This is a genomic window from Psychrobacillus sp. 05T411 (assembly GCF_056396485.1).
Genome location: NZ_JBFTLO010000007.1, coordinates 169267 through 187339, shown reverse-complemented (window position 1 = coordinate 187339; position 18073 = coordinate 169267). Strand labels below are relative to the sequence as shown.

The window sequence follows — 18073 nt, the reverse complement described above, 5'->3', positions numbered from 1 at the left end:
CCCCTATATAAGCGATGGTCGAATAGACACTTCAACGCCTGCTGGTGCATGCGCAGCGATAACTACGCCTCCCTGCTGTACAGTAATCCAACCTAATCCTGAAAACACAATATCCGTCTTGCCATCTTTAATCTTAAATTCATGACGCACTAAAGGCGGCAATAGATCTGCAAATGCTTCAGATGGCGGTGCTAATAATTTCCCTTTATGCTCTTTATATAAGTTGTCCGCATTTTCAAGCTTTGTGCGGTGAATTGGAATATCATTTGCGATATGACATGTAAATGCTGAACGATCCCCTTTGATAAAATCGAAACGAGATAAACCACCTAGAAATAATGTTTGCTCGCTGTTCAATTGAAAGACTTTGGGCTTAATTTCTTTTTTCGGCGTGATAAATTTAAGCTCAGTCGGATCCAAATAATGTGCCATTTGGTGATGATTAATAATACCAGGTGTATCATACAATGCTTTTTCATCGTCCAACGGAATTTCAATCATATCCAATGTTGTTCCAGGAAAATGGGATGTTGTAATAACCGCATCTTCTCCAGTTGCTTGTTTAATAATACGATTGATGAATGTTGACTTACCAACGTTTGTACAACCAACAACATATACATTCTCGCCTTTGCGATAATGCTCAATTGCTTCCATTGCTTCACTCATACCTGTTCCTTTATGTGCACTTACAAATAATACATCAATTGGAGACAAGCCTAATTTTTTTGCTTCTTGTTTCATCCAGTTAATTACTTTGTTTTTCTTCACGGATTTCGGCAGTAAATCTGCTTTATTAGCAATTAATAAAATCGGATTATTTCCTACAAAACGATGTAATCCAGGTAGCCAACTACCGTTAAAATCAAAAATATCAACAATCTTAACGATTAATCCTTTTTGCGTTCCTAAACCATTTAAAATGCGTAAAAAGTCATCATCTGTTAGCGAAACTGGTTGTAATTCGTTGTAGTTTTTCAACCGAAAACAACGCTGGCAAATAATCACTTCTTTTTCTAATGAAGATACCGGGGCATACCCTGGCTCTCCTACTTTTTCTGTTTGAATAATCGTACCGCAACCGATACATTTTGGTGCTTCTGTCACACTTCTTCCTCCCATGTTACTTGACCTTTTTTATCAAGATAATTAAAAATTCTTCGTTCTACAATGCGGTTAAACTTCGTTACAAATCCATCTGAATTTGCAACCGGAATGACTAAAATTGTATGAAGTTTTTGTCGATTGCCACCGAACACATCTGTTAATAGTTGATCTCCAATAACAACCACTTCTTGTCGACTGACATTCATTTTCTTAACTGCTTGTTTGAAAGCTTTTCCTAACGGTTTTCGTGCATTGGATATGAAAGGAATATTAAGCGGATCCGCAAATGATTTAACACGCATCTCGTTGTTATTCGAAACAATCGTTACTTGAATTCCTGCTTCTTTCATATTCGTAAACCATTCGATTAACTTTGGTGTTGCATCAGGTCGATCCCACTCTACTAGTGTATTATCTAAATCTGTTATAACCGCTTTCACACCTTTTTCTTTTAAAAATTCAGGTGTGATATGAAAGATAGTTCTAACAAATTCACTTGGTATAAAATATGAATACAAAAACGAACACTCCAATTCGGCGCTTTTTCTTTAACGATTATAGCATATTTGCCAGCTTCTCACCCATTCGTACAAATTTCCCTGGTTTCACAATAGTCGAAAACTCCATGCTATCTTCTTCAAATAACAGGACAACAGTCGAACCAAACGAGAAATAACCAACCTCCTCGCCTTTTTGCCAGATGGAAGAAGTGTTCGTCAATTCAATTGAATTGACGAACATTGCCCCCACTTTAATATGAAAACAGCGCTTCTTATTTGGCATACTAAGTTCTGTTAATAAACGATAATTCCCACTAATTGTGTCTTTCCCATATTGAAGTCCCCATTTGTTGACAGGATATGATTTCTTTCCGAGTATATATTGGCGAATTACTTCCCCGTCGATTGGCGCATGAATACGATGATACTCAGCAGGGCTTAAATACAAAATGATATACGATCCATTTACAAATTGCTTTGCAACCTTTTGCGAGCCAAGTAAATTTTCTAATGTATACGGTTTATCTTTCACGAAAAAAATGCCATCTTTGGTAATAGTACCGAATGTTTCAACCGTTGCATCAACTGGACTAATAATACTACTTTGCCCATCATCTATAGGTCGACTCGCAGTTGATACTTCACGAATAAAAAAATCATGTAGTGTAGAAAATGCTTGAATCGGACGAGGGACATCTTGTAAAGTTATATTAAAATATTTAATATAAGAAGGTATAAAGGATTTACTTAACTTAGATTGTGCATATGATTGAATAATGGTAGAAGACCATTTTCCATTTGTCAATTCAATCATGGATTGGTATAATTTTTCTTTCATTTCTATCTCCTTATGAACAATAGCTTACATTTTTTACTTATTCAAAGTATAATATACAAAATAGTTGGTTTGTAAAGGAGTGATTTACAATGTATTTACAAAGCATTATGTCCAATACCCGGAAAAAATTAAAATCACAAGCAGCAAATATGATTACAATAGCTAATCTTGCTTTCGGTGGTGCTGCTATAATGGCTACAATGCATGAGTCACCCGCATATAGTGTGCTATTTATATTTATTGCAGGCTTATTAGACAGATTTGATGGAATGGTAGCAAGAAAATTTCATCTTGAATCGGAACTTGGAAAACAACTCGACTCCATGAGTGATATTATATCTTTTGGTGTTGCACCTGCCTTGTTATTATATTCTCTAGTATTACAAGATTTTAGTACAGCAGGAATGGCCATCACTATTATTTATATTGCATGTGGTGCATTTAGACTTGCTAGATTTAATATAACCGAATCGAATGGATTTTTTACAGGACTACCGATTACAGTTGCAGGAGTAATTTTAACATTGTCCTATTTTGCTATTGATGTAATCCCTGATGTTGCCTACATGTTTTTATTCATCATTCTTGCTTTTTTAATGATCAGCACTTTTACATTAAAAAAGGTTTAATAAGATTTTCACCATTTAGAACGGTTGCTATGCGCAGTCGTTCTTTTTCATATTCCTGCGTTTTTCGACATATACTAAAAGTGTATAACTTGATGGAGGTGATTAGTATCTCAGGTCTTTTGACTGCATTTATAAGTGTTGTCTCCGATCTTCCTCTTGTTCTCGGTTACTTAAAGGGTCAGGCATTTCATCAACCATTTACACCAGAAGAAGAAAAAGTAATGATAGATCGTTTTTTGGAAGGTGACTTGTCCGCAAGAGATGAACTCATCGAACGAAATATGCGGCTAGTTGCACATGTTGTCAAAAAGTTTCATCCAAAACACGAGCTATTAGACGACTATATCTCTATTGGTACGATTGGATTGATGAAAGCAGTTAATAGCTATACACCTACTAAAAAAACAAAACTAGCAACTTATGCAGCAAGATGCATAGAAAATGAGATTCTTATGTATTTACGTTCTTTAAAGAAAGTACAAAAAGACGTATCTTTGCATGAACCAATCGGAATGGATAAAGATGGCCATTCGTTAGAGATAACAGATTTACTTCAAAATATGGATAAAAGTACCGATGAGCAGCTTGTCGATGAAGAAGATACAAACAGATTGTATACACACTTATCACGTTTAGAAAAACGGGAATTGGATATTGTTATTAGGCGATATGGCTTGCTGGGGCATGAACCAATGACCCAAAAAGAAATATCGAAGCAATTGAAAATATCTCGAAGTTACGTTTCGCGAATTGAAAAACGTGCGCTTGTCAAACTATACCAATCATATATTCATGAAAAAAACTCTTTTGATGTATCAAACACCAAAAGAGCTTAGAAGAACTTAATCTTCGCTTGTCTCTGCTATCATAATGAATGCTAAAACTGCTGTAACTAAAATAGACATTCCCATCAAAAAGATCATCCAATTAACCCCCTCTAACATAATAAAGCCTTTGCTGCCTTTATCATAGCATACAATAGAAAAATTATTAATATGAAAGTAATTATTCTACTTTGTCAAATTCATGACAAATTATATACGCTCCACTACACGTAATACGATCTCCGTCGAATGCTTAGCTGCAATTGGTAGAAATTCATCGAAACTAATAGATGACTCTTTTCCAGCAATATCAGATAGTGATCGGATAACAACGAAGGGAACTTCAAACTGATGACAAACTTGCGCAACAGCTGCCGCTTCCATTTCACAAGCTTTCATCTGTGGAAAATGACCGCGAACTTCTTCTACTTTTTCAGGATTATGCATAAAAATATCGCCAGTTGCGATTAATCCAGTAGCCGCTTCATGTTCACCAATTTCTTTTACTGCTCCTTCTGCCAATTTCATCAAATGTTTATCGGATTTAAACGCTGCAGGAAGTTGCGGTACTTGTCCCATTTCATAGCCAAAAGCGGTCACATCGACGTCATGATGACGAACTTCATCTGAAATAACAATCGCCCCAACCGAAAGTGTCGGATCATATCCACCAGCTGATCCAGTATTAATAACATAGTCCGGATTATACTCGTTTAATAAAATGGCTGTCGTCATGGCAGCATTTACTTTCCCGATTCCGCTTTTTAAAAGAATTACTTCATGATTTTTGTATGTACCAATCGTAAACTCACTATTTGCAATTTCTTTTGTTTCCGCATTTTCTATTGCATTACGCAATAATTCTACTTCTTGTTCCATTGCACCAATAACTGCAATTTTCATTATATTTTTGCCCCTCTCTCTATCAATTACGCCTTGGCGTAATTGCGTCCAGATTTTGAATCGATACCTCGATTAACTCCTTACAAAATCTGTGACATCCACCGGAGGCTTTATCTTCTTTCAGTGGGCGTTAGAATACCCGCTGAATGAAGATAAAGCACTTCTTTTAAAATAAGTCAAAGACGCCCTTGAAGTCAAGAGGCGTCTTCTAATGTTGTTAACTTTTCTCTTTTTGTCGGTTTCCATCCTTGCCCATCTACCCACTCTAAAGAGATTCGATAAATTTCTTTTCCATCTTTTGAAGTGACGGTTCCAATAGATTTTTGGGGGCTTCCACCATTACCTAAAAACTTCACATACATATTAGATGGATCTAATCCAGCAGCGTAAGCGAGTGCTTCCACTTTCTCTGCCCAGTCAACCGAAGAACTGTCGTAGCTTGAAACATGCTCACCAGTTTGCGTTGTACCAATTGGCTCCCATGAAGGGTCAACAGTAGCATTTTCATCGATTGCATTGTTACTAGACTGCTCGGTTGTTGTAACCTCACTAGTATTTTCAGATGAATCTGGTTGAGTAGTTTCTCCCTCAACTTCCTCTTTAGCTGAAGATGAGTTTGTTTCGTTTTGGGAATCAGATTGGTTTACTGAAGATTCTTCTTCCTCTTGATCAGTCGCCTCTTCTTCTGTCGGGTCATCTTGCGATCCTGTAGTCTCTGATACATTTTGTTCTACAGCAGTTTCTTCCGTTTCATCGTCTGTTACTATATTGACCACAACTACAATGATTAAGAGCAATACGATTCCTATTAGTATATTGAGTATTTTATTTGATTTTTTCTTTCTATTTTGCCTTAAAATCGTGCGTCTATTATTTTCTTGCATATAATTCCTCCTCCATTAATAAGAGAATACAATATTATAAGACGATTAGAAAGCATATTTAGTTTCATTTTCCTGAACAAAATCCTAAATGGCTTCAAATGCATCATTTTATTAGTTTTTTCCACAATAGAAAGTATGTGCAATATAAGGATACTGCGACGTAGTGCGTTGACTAGTGACCGCTTTGATTTTCGCTGCAGTCGAACGCTTTCCGTGGGGTGAGTGATGAGCCCACTGGAGTCGTCGCCTGCAGTGAAAATCAATAGAAAATGCTAGCTTATCAGTGCCCGAAATTAACATTAAATGGTTGAACGAGAAAATATAGACTGCGAACGCGACAATAACCCCGTTGAACACGACAAACCTGTCTAGCAGTTGCTAGCTGGCGATTTCGGCGGTCACTACGTCACTGTTTCACTGTAGGATGATTTACACTATTTTTTAAAAGGCACTTAACCAATTGTCTAGTTTATTCATTTTCCCTAAAGCATTCAAAAAAGAGGCAAACATAATCGTTTACCTCTTCTTTGTTATGAAATCGATTTTATTTCTACGTCCATTTCTCCGCCTGGAGTTACGATTTTCACTTTTTCTCCTATTGTTTTACCAAGTAAACCTTTAGCAATAGGTGAATCGTTGGAAATAAGGCCTTCTAGTGGATCTGCTTCTGCCGAGCCGACAATTGTATATGTTTCTTCGTCACCATCGGGTATTTCGATAAATGTTACCGTTTTCCCTAGTGATACTGTATCATTATTGCCTTCTTCTTCTATAATCACTGCATTTCGTATCATTGACTCAAGTGTAGAAATTCTACCTTCTACAAATGCTTGATCTTCTTTTGCAGAATCATACTCCGAGTTTTCGGATAAGTCTCCGAAACTTCTCGCAATTTTAATACGTTCCACCACTTCTTTACGTTTAACCGTTTTCAATAATTCTAATTCATCTTCTAACTTTTGTTTACCAGCAACGGTCATTGGATATTGTTTCTCTGTTGACACTTCCCATACACTCCTTTAAATACACACTTAAAACTTGGTTCATGTACCATTCATATGCTGAATAACTGAATGATATGAATTTCATGAAATTATTGTCAATCACCAATCATCATATTATACAATAACGTCAGTTTCAAGAATTGTTTTTATTTTTGTAACCATTAAATCGATTGCCACTTCATTTTGTCCGCCTTCTGGAATAATAACATCTGCATATTTTTTGGTCGGCTCTATGAATTGGTTATGCATAGGGCGAACGACTGTCAGATATTGTTCCACGACTGATTCAACCGTACGACCTCTTTCGTGAATATCTCGTAAAATTCGACGAATAATTCGTAAATCGGAATCCGTATCGACAAATAATTTTATGTTCATCAAATTACGGAGACGCTCATCTTCTAGCACTAGTATTCCTTCCAAAATGATTACGTCTTTTGGCTCTATCGTAATCGTTTCGTTAGAACGTGTATGCTGTGCATAATCATACACTGGTTTTTCTATTGCTTTATTATTCAATAAATCATTAATATGCTTGATAAGTAAATCATTATCAAAAGCAAGTGGGTGATCATAGTTTGTGTTTAAACGCTCTTCAAATTTTAAATGGCTTTGGTCTTTATAATAATAGTCTTGTTCGATCACTACGACAGAATGATTTTTAAATACATCACTTATCGCATTTGTTACACTCGTTTTCCCAGAACCTGAACCACCAGAAATTCCAATGATAAGAGGAGTTCTATTAGACATTATTTTAGCCCCTTTCTCATCATGTTATTTGGGTACAATTTAACTGGACATGTAAACTGTACTATTTCTAAAGGATGTCTTGCTGCGTCCAATATTTTCCCTTTTTCATTCGTTATTTCACTGATTGTCATTCGGACATTTTCAATTTCTGGACCGAAAAATTCTACTTGGTCTCCAGGTTTAAAATAATTCCGCTGTTGAAGAGTTACTATTTGTGTCGCTTCGTTATAATCTAACACGAGTCCGACAAAATCGTACCCAAGCTTTTTATCGTGTACACCGTACATTTGTTGTTCAAAACTCGGTTCTCCTTCGAAAAATGCCGTATCCGTTTCACGATTTGCACATTTTTCAAGTTCCGTCAGCCATGCTTGTTTCATCACAAAGTTTTCTGGATCTGCACAATATGCATCGATTACTTTCCGGTAAACACTAACTACCGTTGCGATGTAATGAATCGATTTCATACGTCCTTCTACTTTTAATGAATCAATACCCATTTCAATCATTCTTGGTATCGATTCCAGCAGTTTTAAATCTTTTGGACTCATCGCAAATGGAATATCTATTTCATCAAATAAGGCGTGCTCTTCCCCATCAATTTGCTCATATAAATCATAATCCCAACGACAAGATTGGCAACAGCCACCACGGTTCGAATCACGAGCGGTCATATGATTAGAAAGTGTACATCTTCCACTATAAGCTATGCACATAGCTCCGTGTACAAATGTTTCAATTTCTATATCCACTTTTTCTTTCATTAACTGAATTTCATCACCAGTCGTTTCACGAGCCAGTACAACCCGATGCAGCCCTTCTTCTTTCCAATATTGAACGGCTTTCCAGTTGGATAATGATTGTTGTGTACTTAAGTGCAATTCCAGCTTAGGAGCAAAAGTACGACAAGTTTCAATAATTAGCGGATCTGCTACTATGATTCCGGTTACACCGGCATCTTCAATGCCTTGTAAATATTCTTCTAGTCCATCCATATTTTCGTTATGTGCAAAAATATTCGTCGTTACATATATTTTCGCCCCGTATCGATTTGCAAATTCAACGCCTTCACGCATTTCCTCAATCGAGAAATTTCCTGCGTTTGATCGTAATCCGAATTCTTGTCCTCCGATAAACACAGCGTCAGCCCCATAATGAACGGCTATTTTCAGTTTTTCTAAACTACCTGCTGGTGCCAATAATTCAGGCTTTTTTGTAATAACGCGCTTACCATCTATCATTTCGCTTATATTATCTAGTTTAGTGATTGTCACTTGTAACCTTCCTTTCTTAGTAGACTGTTTCTTTAAAGAAGAAACCAGTGTCTAACGGTCGGAGTGGAGGTTGTATTTCTTCTATTTTATGGAATAATTCTTTTTTTACCTTTTTGTAACTAGCTGGAGAGTCGTAGTAGGCATCAATCGCTTGTCTGTAAAAACTTGTAATAGCAGTGACAAAGGATGGATCGTGTAAAATCCCGTCTATTTTCAAACTATCGATCTCTGCATCCAAAAGCTCGTCTAATTCATCAATCATGCACATATCGTTTGGGCTGAATATATGTGTACCATTTTGGTCTTCATAAATCGGATACTTATTGGCACGTTCCTTGTCATGTAAAAACATATGTTTATTGTTGGAACGATTTTCTACTTCCATTGCTTTATCTTGGAATAAAAAATAGTTCCCAAGTAGAGAACGTTTGGATTGGAACATACAAGTCATACCATGCACTTGCACTTCTATTTTTACATCCGCATTTTCTTTAATCTCTACTATTTCATCTAAGCTTAGTTCTCGGGCTAAAACGGCACGATTTGCCCCTCGTTTTCCCCAATAGTTCGCTGTAAAATAGTTTGTTGCAGTTTGTTCAGTACTCCAATGTAATGGAATGGTCAGCTTTGCTTCTCGTCTAGCAATAATAACTGCGGGATCTCCGAATGTAATACCATCCACGCCAATCTCTTGTAGTTTTTGCATATATGAAGCAAGTGCATCTACCTTGTCATTATGAAAAAGACCATTCATCGCCACATATAATTTCTTATTATGTTCTTTTGTTAGTTTTCTTGCAACTTTAATATCTTCTATTGTAAATTCTCCAGCCAAACGCAAACCGTAAAATTGCTCTCCAACTAAAAAAGCATCTGCTCCAGCTGTGATTAATTCACTTAAATGATTTAAATTAGCAGGTGTAACTAAAAGCTCTGTCTTGTTCATCCAATCACCTCTTAATACTTACTAACATACCATCGCCGACCGGTAGAAAGGCTGTGTCATAATCAGGATGGTTCATCAGCCACTCCATAAATTGATGTTGGTTACGAACCATCGTCCTTTTTCGTCTTGGTACTTCACTCATCGGTAGTTCTGACAAACCATTTAACAATATATTATCACAATAAATAACGCCACCATCGTTTAGAAATGGAGCGTATTTCTCAAAAAAGTTTTTATATTGTCCTTTTGCTGCATCGATAAAGATTGCATCAAATGTTTGACCGCCGAGTTGCTCTTCTGAAATTTCTAAAGCATCTCCAATAATAACTTGTATACGATGTTGCAAGTTTTCTCGCTCTATATAACTTTTGGCAAGTTCGCATTTTTGTTCATCTCGTTCTACTGTTACGATTGTAGCATCTGTTAACTTTGTTGCCATACGCATAGAAGAATAGCCAATCGCTGTTCCTAACTCTAAAATGGATGTTGGCTTTTGTAAAGAAAGAAGTTGAAGTAAGGACTCCATCCCTACTAACTGCATAATCGGCACATGGTTTTCTTTTGCATATTGCTCCATTTCCGTAAAAATAGCGGAGCGAGGTTTAATAAAGTCTTTTAAAAATTCATCACTTACATTCATTGCTAGCTAGCTCCCTTTTATATGTAAAAAACATATCTTATAATAGCATAGCAGGAGAAAGAATGCGACCTCATTCCTTCTCCTGCAATATATTATTTTAAAAACTCATCTATTTTTTGAAGATGCTGTTCATATGTTTCGGAAAAGTGGTTTTGTCCTTCTTTGTCAGCTAGGAAATAGAAATAATCAGTATCTGTTGGATTTAATACGGCTTCAATAGACGATTTTCCTGCGTTCGCTATTGGACCTGGTGGTAAACCTAAATTCTGATATGTATTATATGGGTTGTCCACTTCCAAATCTTCAAATAGTACACGGTCTTTATGACTTCCTAATGCGTATAAAACCGTTGGATCTGTTTGCAATGGCATATCGGTATCCAGTCGATTATAAAATACACTAGCAATTGTTTCTCTATCTGTTTGTGCAGTCGCTTCTTCCTCTAGCAATGATGCAAATGTCAACAACCAGTGAACTGTTTTTTCCTCTGTTTGCAACAGGTCATAGTAGGCTGATACCGTTTTTTCCGTATTTGCAAGCATTGTCTCAGCTATTACTTCTAGTGTTGGTTTTTCTTCAAAAAACGGGTATGTTGCAGGATACAAATACCCTTCTAATGCATAACGAACATTTTCTGCTTTAATTTCTGCAGATAGCAGATTCGGATATTTAACCATCATGCGATCAACAAATTCTTCACTCGTTACGAGCGCAAAAAACTCATCGGCAGACTGCCCTGTTTTCTTTTCAATTACTTGTCCAATTTGCTCTAAAGTTAGACCTTCAGGAATTGTTAATGTAAACAATGGTTCTCTGTATACTTTACCTGTTTTTAAACTTTCGATAATTTCATCTAAAGTCATAGCTTTCGTTAAACTATATTAGCCAGCTTGAAAATTAGATTCATTATTAAATTTGGCATAGTATTTAAATATTTTCGCATTTTTAATAATTCCATTTGCTTCCAGTGTGGATGAAATGGTGTCCACTCCAGAACCAATCGGTATATCGATATTCACTTGCTCTTCTGAAGTTGGGTCCATCGGTTCTAAAGCACTTTTCACATAATTATAAGCAATATATCCGCCTACTACGCCTACAATGAGCAGAAAAAGTACAATGGACAATACAATTCTTCTAACTAGTTTCACTTCTTTTTTCTTATTTTTCATTCGATCAAACATTATTTCTTTTTTTGATTCGTTTCCCACGGGTTCCCCCCCTTATTGCAATTCATTATACTAGATAATGACCAAAAAGAAAAAGGAGGAATGAGGAGAACCTCTTTCCTTCCTTTTTTCGAATGATTAATCTTCGTCTTCTTCATCTAAAAATGTATTTAACATTTCTTCGATCATATCCCACTCAGCATCCGTTTCGACTGGAAGTAATTCTCCATCTTCGCCTTCTTCGTTTGGAGTGAATGAAGATGCGTGAATTTCAATTGATTCGTCTTCGTCTTCTTCCGCACCTACTGGATAATACAGCACATACGATTTTCCAAATTCTTCTGATTCAAATGTAAATAGTACATTGCACAGTTGCTCGTTACCATTCTCATCTACTACTGTAATATTTTCTTGACCATGGTCCATTGCAGTCACCTCATCTATTTTTTCTGTCTAGAAAGCCTTGTAATATCATTACGGCAGCCATCTTGTCAATTACCTGTTTCCGTTTTTTACGGCTAACATCAGCATCTATTAACATACGTTCTGCAGCCATTGTTGTCAATCTTTCATCCCACATTGTTACGGGAAAGTTGTATTTATCGGTTAGTAGCTTCGCATAGCGTTCAGATGCTTCAGCCCTAGGACCAATGGTGTTATTCATGTTTTTGGGATAACCAACTACGAATTCAGTTACTTCGTGCTGCTTAACCAGTTCATCAATACGTTCCAAACCAAAGTTTAGTTCGTCTTCGTTAATTTTAACCGTTTCAATCCCTTGTGCTGTCCATCCCATTGCATCACTTATCGCAACGCCTACTGTCCTGGAACCGACATCTAAACCCATAATTCGCATGTTTAAGCCTCATTATTTCTTTTAATATAAAATTTCACCAATTCCTCTAAAATCTCGTCACGCTCAAGTTTTCGAATCATATTACGCGCATCTTGATGGCGAGGAATATAAGCTGGATCACCAGATAGTAGATAGCCTACAATTTGATTGATAGAATTATACCCTTTTTCTTCTAGTGCAGAGTGTACTTGTAGCATCACATGTTTGACTTCCTGTTCCATCGATTCTTCAGGAAAATTAAATTTCATCGTCTTATCAAATGAACTCATGATCAGCACCTCGCTTTCGATTTTAGTAGGCAACATTACTTATCTGACTTTAGTATAACCGAAATTGGAAATAGTATCAAATATACCTAATTTTTTTAGATTGTTTTCATATATTCGTAAACTGAATTTAAAGCGGATTCTAATTTGCTACCATCTTTTGCACCTGCCATTGCGAAGTCTGGGCGACCGCCGCCTTTACCTCCACATTGTTCTGCTACTAATTTGACGATATTTCCTGCATGGTAGTTTCCACCAACTAAATCTTTTGTTACTCCCGCAGAAATCATTACTTTATCCCCATCAATTGCTCCAAGCACGATCACTGCTTTATCAAGTTTTTGTTTTAAATCATCCATCATTTGACGTAATTGATTATTGTCTTTTGCATCTACTTTTACAGACAATACCGTAATCTCGTTTATTGTTTGTGCAGATGATAGTACAGATGAAGCTTGGCTATTTGCAATTTTTGCAGAAAGTGATTCATTTTCTTTTTGCACATGTTTTAATTCTTGTAATGTTTGTGTTACTTTCGAAACCATATCTTTTGGTTGTGCTTTCAATAAACTTGCCGCTTCTGCAAGCACATGTTCATCTTCTTTGACAACTTCAAAAGCACCTTTCCCAGTAACAGCTTCAATACGTCGTGTACCTGCTCCAATTCCACTTTCTGATAGGATTTTAAAGAACCCGATCTCCGAAGTGTTTTTTACATGGACTCCACCACAAAGCTCTAAAGAGAATGAACCCATTTGAACAACACGAACGATATCGCCGTACTTCTCACCGAACAATGCCATTGCACCCATTTTCTTCGCTTCATCAATATTGTGGTATCCAGTAACTACCGGGATATTATCCCACACTTTTTCGTTTACTATACGTTCAATTTTCTCCAGTTCTTCTTTAGTAACTTGTCCAAAATGAGAAAAGTCAAAACGCAGGCGATCTGGTCCAACATAAGAACCCGCTTGGTTTACATGAGTTCCTAGAACATCTTTTAACGCTTGATGTAATAAATGCGTTGCAGAGTGATTTTTGATCGTATGACCACGTAGGGATGGATCTACAATCGCAGTAACCGTTGTATCATTGATCATTTCTCCAGATTCAATCACAACAGTGTGTAAGTTTTGTCCATTTGGTGCTTTTTGCACATCTTTGACAAATCCTCTAAACGACTCATTTTCAATAATTCCATGGTCAGCGATTTGACCGCCACTTTCTGCATAAAAAGGTGTTTGTGTCAAAATAACTTTTACTTCATCACCTTCACTTGCAGATTTTACAAGTGCTTGACCAAGAATAATCGACGTAATTTTCGTTGTTGTAGAAACTGTGTCATATCCAATGAATTCACTTTCATCATGAAGTTTACTAAATACTTCTGATTGGACTTGCATGGAATCGACATTTTGACGAGCAGCGCGAGCGCGAGAACGTTGTGCTTCCATCTCTGTTTTGAACCCTTCATGGTCTACTGTCATATTTGCTTCTTCTGCGTATTCTTCCGTTAATTCAATCGGGAAGCCATACGTATCATATAAAGTAAATGTAGTCGTTCCAGGGATAAATGATTCCCCTTTTGCACGTTGCTCTTCGATTACTTTTTCTAATATCGCTAAACCGTCATGTAGTGTTTCATGGAATCGTTCTTCTTCTGTTTTTATCACACGCATAATGAAATCTTGTTTTGCTGTAACTTCTGGATAGAAGTCTTGCATAATTTCTCCTACAACCGGCACAAGTTCGTGTAAAAATGGTTTATCGATGCCAAGTTGTTTAGCAAAACGTACTGCACGGCGTAGTAATCTTCTTAGCACATACCCTCTGCCTTCATTAGAAGGAAGTGCTCCATCACCAATTGCGAAAGCGACTGTACGAACATGGTCTGCAATTACTTTGAATGCAGTATCATCTTCATCGTTTTGGCCATATGTTTTTCCTGAGATACTTTCCGTTTGGCGAATAATTGGCATAAACAAATCTGTATCAAAGTTAGTAGGTACATCTTGTACAACACTTGCCATACGTTCCAGACCCATACCAGTATCAATATTTTGTTTTGGTAGTGGTGTGTATGTGTGATCTGGATTGTGGTTGAATTCAGAAAATACTAAGTTCCAAATTTCTAAATAACGTTCATTTTCTCCACCTGGGTATAATTCGGGATCATTTGCATCATTTCCGTAACTTTCTCCGCGGTCATAGAAAATTTCAGAGTTCGGACCACTTGGACCTTCTCCTATATCCCAGAAGTTTCCTTCCAGACGAATAATTCTTTCTTCTCGAATACCAATTTCATTTCTCCAAATACTATATGCTTCTTCATCTTCAGGATGAACCGTAATCGATAATTTTTCTGCATCAAAGGCAATCCATTTTTCATCGGTCAGAAACTCCCATGCCCATTTAATTGCTTCTTTTTTAAAGTATTCACCAATGGAGAAGTTTCCTAGCATTTCGAAGAATGTATGGTGTCTAGCCGTTTTCCCTACATTTTCAATATCATTTGTACGAATCGATTTTTGCGCATTTGTAATACGTGGATTTTCTGGTACGACACGCCCGTCAAAATATTTTTTTAATGTAGCAACTCCACTATTGATCCAAAGTAAAGATGGGTCATTGATCGGCACAAGTGGAGCAGAAGGTTCTTGCCTATGTCCTTTTTCGATAAAGAAGTCTAAATACATTTGTCTAATTTGCGCGCCTGTTAATTGTTTCATCGTAATTCCTCCTAATTTTTCATGGAAATAAAAAAAGCCCCCATCCCAAAAAGGGACGAAAGCTATTATTTCGCGGTACCACCCTAGTTACATATTAGCATTCACCAATATGTCTCTTAAGAAGCCTTAACGCGGCAAACGGCAGGTTTTAACTGCACTCAAGAGTAGCTTTCCTAAATGTTAGGCACTGAGGATTCTTCCAGCCATGGAATCCCTCTCTTATCAGGTAACATTAGTACTTTCTCCGTCAACATTTTCCTTATATGCAATTGATTATAAGAAACAATTGTCCCATTGTCAATTGTCAGCATCCATAAATTGATAAGGAGTTACTCCTTTCATGCCGATTAATGGATCAACCAAATGATAGTTATCCGCTGCTAAAAAAGTAGCGTCTACGAGGACTTCCTTCGGTTCATCGTAATTCGCCACTTCCGATTCAACTGGTTGTTCTTCCGGCTCTTCACTTCCAGTCAATCGATCTTTTAATGTTGTTAGACGCTGCAAATCATCTGTCCGCTCCACACCATACTTAAAAGTTTGCGGATCTCCGCATAATATTAAGAAATTTTTAGCTCTTGTGATCCCTGTATATAATAGGTTCCGCCGTAGCATTTTCATATAGCTGCGGGTCACTGGCATAATAACCGTTTGGAACTCACTACCTTGCGATTTATGCACGGAACAGCAATAGGCTAATGTAATTTGGTTTAAATCATTTTTTTCGTAGGTTACTTCTGTACCATCAAACGACACGACGAGTATTTCTTTCTTATCGACTGTCTCAGCAGCTCTGAAAATACTTACAACCTCTCCCATATCTCCGTTAAACACATTACTTTCCGGCTGATTAACGAGTTGCAGTACCTTATCGCCTATTCGGTAGATTGTTTCGCCAAAGATCATTTCTTTTCGTTTTCCATCAGGATTTGGATTGACCATTTCTTGCATCATTTTATTTAAGGCATCTATTCCTGCTGGACCTCTATACATGGGAGCTAACACTTGTATATCCCGGATAGAATGTCCTTTGGATAAAGCACTTTTCAATACTTGTTCCACTACTTTAGGAATTTGTTCAGTGGTAGCTTTGATAAAGGAACGATCCCTCGTTTTGTCTAATAGCGTTTCCGGAACCGATCCTTTTTTCATTTCATGGGCTAATTCAATGATAGAAGATCCTTCTGATTGGCGATAAATATCTTTTAGCTCGACGGTTGGAATCCGATTGGATGCTAGTAAATCTTTTAATACTTGCCCAGGCCCGACTGGAGGTAACTGATCTTGGTCTCCTACGAAAATAACTTGCGCATCTTTTGGAATTGCCTTTAACAGTTGATGTCCTAGCCATGTATCAAGCATGGAAGTTTCATCAATGATGATTAGTTTGCCTTCTATTTCATTTCCTTCTGCATCGTCATCTTCTTGACCAGTAAATCCTAGCAGACGGTGAATGGTCATAGCAGGTAATTCCGTTGACTCGCTTAGACGTTTTGCCGCCCTACCAGTTGGAGCAGCTAACACAATAGGAAAGGGCTTTTTGTCCTTTGCCCATTCTTTTGGATCAAGCGAAAGCCCATGAAGTTCCCCATACAATTCAACGATTCCTCGAACGACCGTCGTTTTGCCTGTACCCGGCCCCCCTGTTAATAAGGTCATACTAGCATTTAAGGCCGTTTCAATCGCTTTTACTTGGGTAGTTGCATATTGTACGCCTAATCGCTCTTCAATACCGCCTAAATGTTTTTTCATCTCTGCTAGTGGAAATTTATGATGTGCCTCATTTTCACCGATCAAAGTTTCAATTTTAGAAGCGATTCCAACTTCTGAATAATAAAGTGAAGGGATATAAAAACGATTCACTTCCCCAACAACCCGGCTTTCTTCTGCAAGTTCAATGCAGCATTTGGAAATCGATTCAAACGGAATTTCTTCTCTTTGAGCGCTTTCTAGTAACTTTTTTACTGATTCAAGCAACTGCTCCGCATATAAAAAGACATGTCCTTCACTTAAAGAAGCTGTTTGCAATAAATGATAAATGGCCGCTTTAATACGATCTGAATGATTTCCTTTAATACCCAATTTATAACCAAGCTCATCCGCGCGTACAAATCCAACGCCTTCCACTTCTTCGATTAAACGGTATGGGTTTTTCGTTAAAACAGTAATTGTTTCTTCACTGTATGCTTGATATATTTTCATTGCAATTTGAGGTCCAAAACCCCATTCATTAAGCTGGATCATTACTTTTTCTAAACCTAAATTTTGTTCTAAGACCGCTCTTAGTGTTTGTTTTTTCTCATCGGCAAGGCGCGGAATCGCATCTAATGCTTCCGGGTCGTCTAATATTTTATTAATGGCATTTGGACCAAGTTTTTTCACGATCGTTTCAGCCGTTTTGCGTCCGATTCCTGGGAACATATCACTCGACAAATAATGAACAATTCCTTGCTCGGTCGCTGGCACTTCTTTTTGAAATGTTTCCACTTGGAACTGTACACCGTATTTGGGATGGTTTTTAATAAATCCAGTAAATTTATAAGCTTCTTCTAGTACGAGAGAAGGGAAGTAACCGGTAACAATTATTTCTTTATCGGTGTAGGAAGTATTCGTAGATTTAATTTTTAATTTGATGATGGAAAATAAGTTTTGAGGATTATGAAAAATAGAGACGATAGGACGACCCGATATAAACTGCTTTTCACTGTTCATTTCGTTTGTCATACTACCGCCTCCAAAATTTTTCAT

17 protein-coding genes, 1 pseudogene and 1 other annotated feature are annotated in these 18073 nt (G+C 37.1%); of the genes and pseudogenes, 2 read left to right on the top strand and 16 right to left on the bottom strand.

All coding sequences use genetic code 11. The features are described 5' to 3' along the window. Positions 1–3 precede the first annotated feature (3 nt). Genes yqeH through AC1DFT_RS07760 form a run of 3 tightly spaced genes read right to left on the bottom strand, consistent with a single transcriptional unit; the run spans position 4 to position 2445 of the window. Positions 4–1107, bottom strand: a complete 1104-nt coding sequence (gene yqeH, locus AC1DFT_RS07770; RefSeq protein ID WP_477918616.1) for a ribosome biogenesis GTPase YqeH — start codon at positions 1105–1107, stop codon at positions 4–6. After that, a complete protein-coding gene (locus tag AC1DFT_RS07765) occupies positions 1104–1625 on the bottom strand; it encodes a YqeG family HAD IIIA-type phosphatase (protein WP_477918615.1) in 522 nt (173 codons plus the stop codon). Before AC1DFT_RS07765 ends, yqeH begins: the two co-directional genes overlap by 4 nt. Positions 1626–1662: 37 nt before the next feature. Then, positions 1663–2445: a phosphatidylserine decarboxylase gene (locus tag AC1DFT_RS07760; RefSeq protein WP_477918614.1), complete on the bottom strand. Its 783-nt coding sequence runs from the start codon at positions 2443–2445 to the stop codon at positions 1663–1665. A gap of 89 nt (positions 2446–2534) precedes the next feature. Between AC1DFT_RS07760 and pssA the strand changes: the two genes are divergently transcribed. Both pssA and sigK read left to right on the top strand, forming a co-directional pair. Then, entirely contained in the window at positions 2535–3074 is a 540-nt protein-coding gene (gene pssA, locus AC1DFT_RS07755) for a CDP-diacylglycerol--serine O-phosphatidyltransferase (RefSeq protein WP_477918613.1), read from the top strand. 107 nt (positions 3075–3181) lie between these two features. After that, entirely contained in the window at positions 3182–3910 is a 729-nt protein-coding gene (sigK, locus tag AC1DFT_RS07750) for an RNA polymerase sporulation sigma factor SigK (RefSeq protein WP_477918633.1), read from the top strand. A 198-nt stretch (positions 3911–4108) separates the two neighbouring features. Here sigK and mtnN read toward each other — a convergent pair whose 3' ends face one another. From mtnN to recD2, 13 genes and pseudogenes are all read right to left on the bottom strand, one after another. Beyond that, positions 4109–4801 (bottom strand): 5'-methylthioadenosine/S-adenosylhomocysteine nucleosidase, encoded by a 693-nt coding sequence (mtnN, locus tag AC1DFT_RS07745; RefSeq protein WP_477918612.1) that lies wholly within the window; start codon positions 4799–4801, stop codon positions 4109–4111. Between the two features lie 194 nt (positions 4802–4995). Next, on the bottom strand, positions 4996–5685 hold the full coding sequence (locus tag AC1DFT_RS07740; protein ID WP_477918611.1) for a YrrS family protein: 690 nt from the start codon (positions 5683–5685) through the stop codon (positions 4996–4998). 530 nt (positions 5686–6215) lie between these two features. Beyond that, on the bottom strand, positions 6216–6689 hold the full coding sequence (gene greA / locus AC1DFT_RS07735) for a transcription elongation factor GreA (RefSeq protein WP_477918610.1): 474 nt from the start codon (positions 6687–6689) through the stop codon (positions 6216–6218). A gap of 114 nt (positions 6690–6803) precedes the next feature. Next, positions 6804–7442, bottom strand: a complete 639-nt coding sequence (gene udk / locus AC1DFT_RS07730) for a uridine kinase (RefSeq protein WP_477918609.1) — start codon at positions 7440–7442, stop codon at positions 6804–6806. Beyond that, a complete protein-coding gene (locus AC1DFT_RS07725) occupies positions 7442–8683 on the bottom strand; it encodes a peptidase U32 family protein (protein ID WP_477918632.1) in 1242 nt (413 codons plus the stop codon). The genes udk and AC1DFT_RS07725 overlap by 1 nt, the downstream gene beginning before the upstream one ends. A 49-nt stretch (positions 8684–8732) precedes the next feature. Continuing rightward, on the bottom strand, positions 8733–9662 hold the full coding sequence (locus AC1DFT_RS07720; protein WP_477918608.1) for a peptidase U32 family protein: 930 nt from the start codon (positions 9660–9662) through the stop codon (positions 8733–8735). 4 nt (positions 9663–9666) lie between these two features. Continuing rightward, positions 9667–10302: an O-methyltransferase gene (locus AC1DFT_RS07715; protein ID WP_477918607.1), complete on the bottom strand. Its 636-nt coding sequence runs from the start codon at positions 10300–10302 to the stop codon at positions 9667–9669. Positions 10303–10394: 92 nt separating this feature from the next. Beyond that, positions 10395–11513: pseudogene (mltG, locus tag AC1DFT_RS07710) on the bottom strand (endolytic transglycosylase MltG). Positions 11514–11609: 96 nt separating this feature from the next. Continuing rightward, entirely contained in the window at positions 11610–11897 is a 288-nt protein-coding gene (locus AC1DFT_RS07705) for a DUF1292 domain-containing protein (protein ID WP_477918606.1), read from the bottom strand. A 10-nt stretch (positions 11898–11907) separates the two neighbouring features. Continuing rightward, a complete protein-coding gene (gene ruvX / locus AC1DFT_RS07700) occupies positions 11908–12327 on the bottom strand; it encodes a Holliday junction resolvase RuvX (protein WP_477918605.1) in 420 nt (139 codons plus the stop codon). A gap of 2 nt (positions 12328–12329) precedes the next feature. Further along, positions 12330–12596 (bottom strand): IreB family regulatory phosphoprotein, encoded by a 267-nt coding sequence (locus AC1DFT_RS07695; protein WP_093266172.1) that lies wholly within the window; start codon positions 12594–12596, stop codon positions 12330–12332. A gap of 95 nt (positions 12597–12691) precedes the next feature. Beyond that, positions 12692–15325 (bottom strand): alanine--tRNA ligase, encoded by a 2634-nt coding sequence (alaS, locus tag AC1DFT_RS07690; protein WP_477918604.1) that lies wholly within the window; start codon positions 15323–15325, stop codon positions 12692–12694. Between the two features lie 48 nt (positions 15326–15373). Beyond that, positions 15374–15585, bottom strand: a binding site (T-box leader). 37 nt (positions 15586–15622) lie between these two features. Beyond that, on the bottom strand, positions 15623–18049 hold the full coding sequence (gene recD2 / locus AC1DFT_RS07685; RefSeq protein ID WP_477918603.1) for an SF1B family DNA helicase RecD2: 2427 nt from the start codon (positions 18047–18049) through the stop codon (positions 15623–15625). Between the last annotated feature and the right edge of the window lie 24 nt (positions 18050–18073).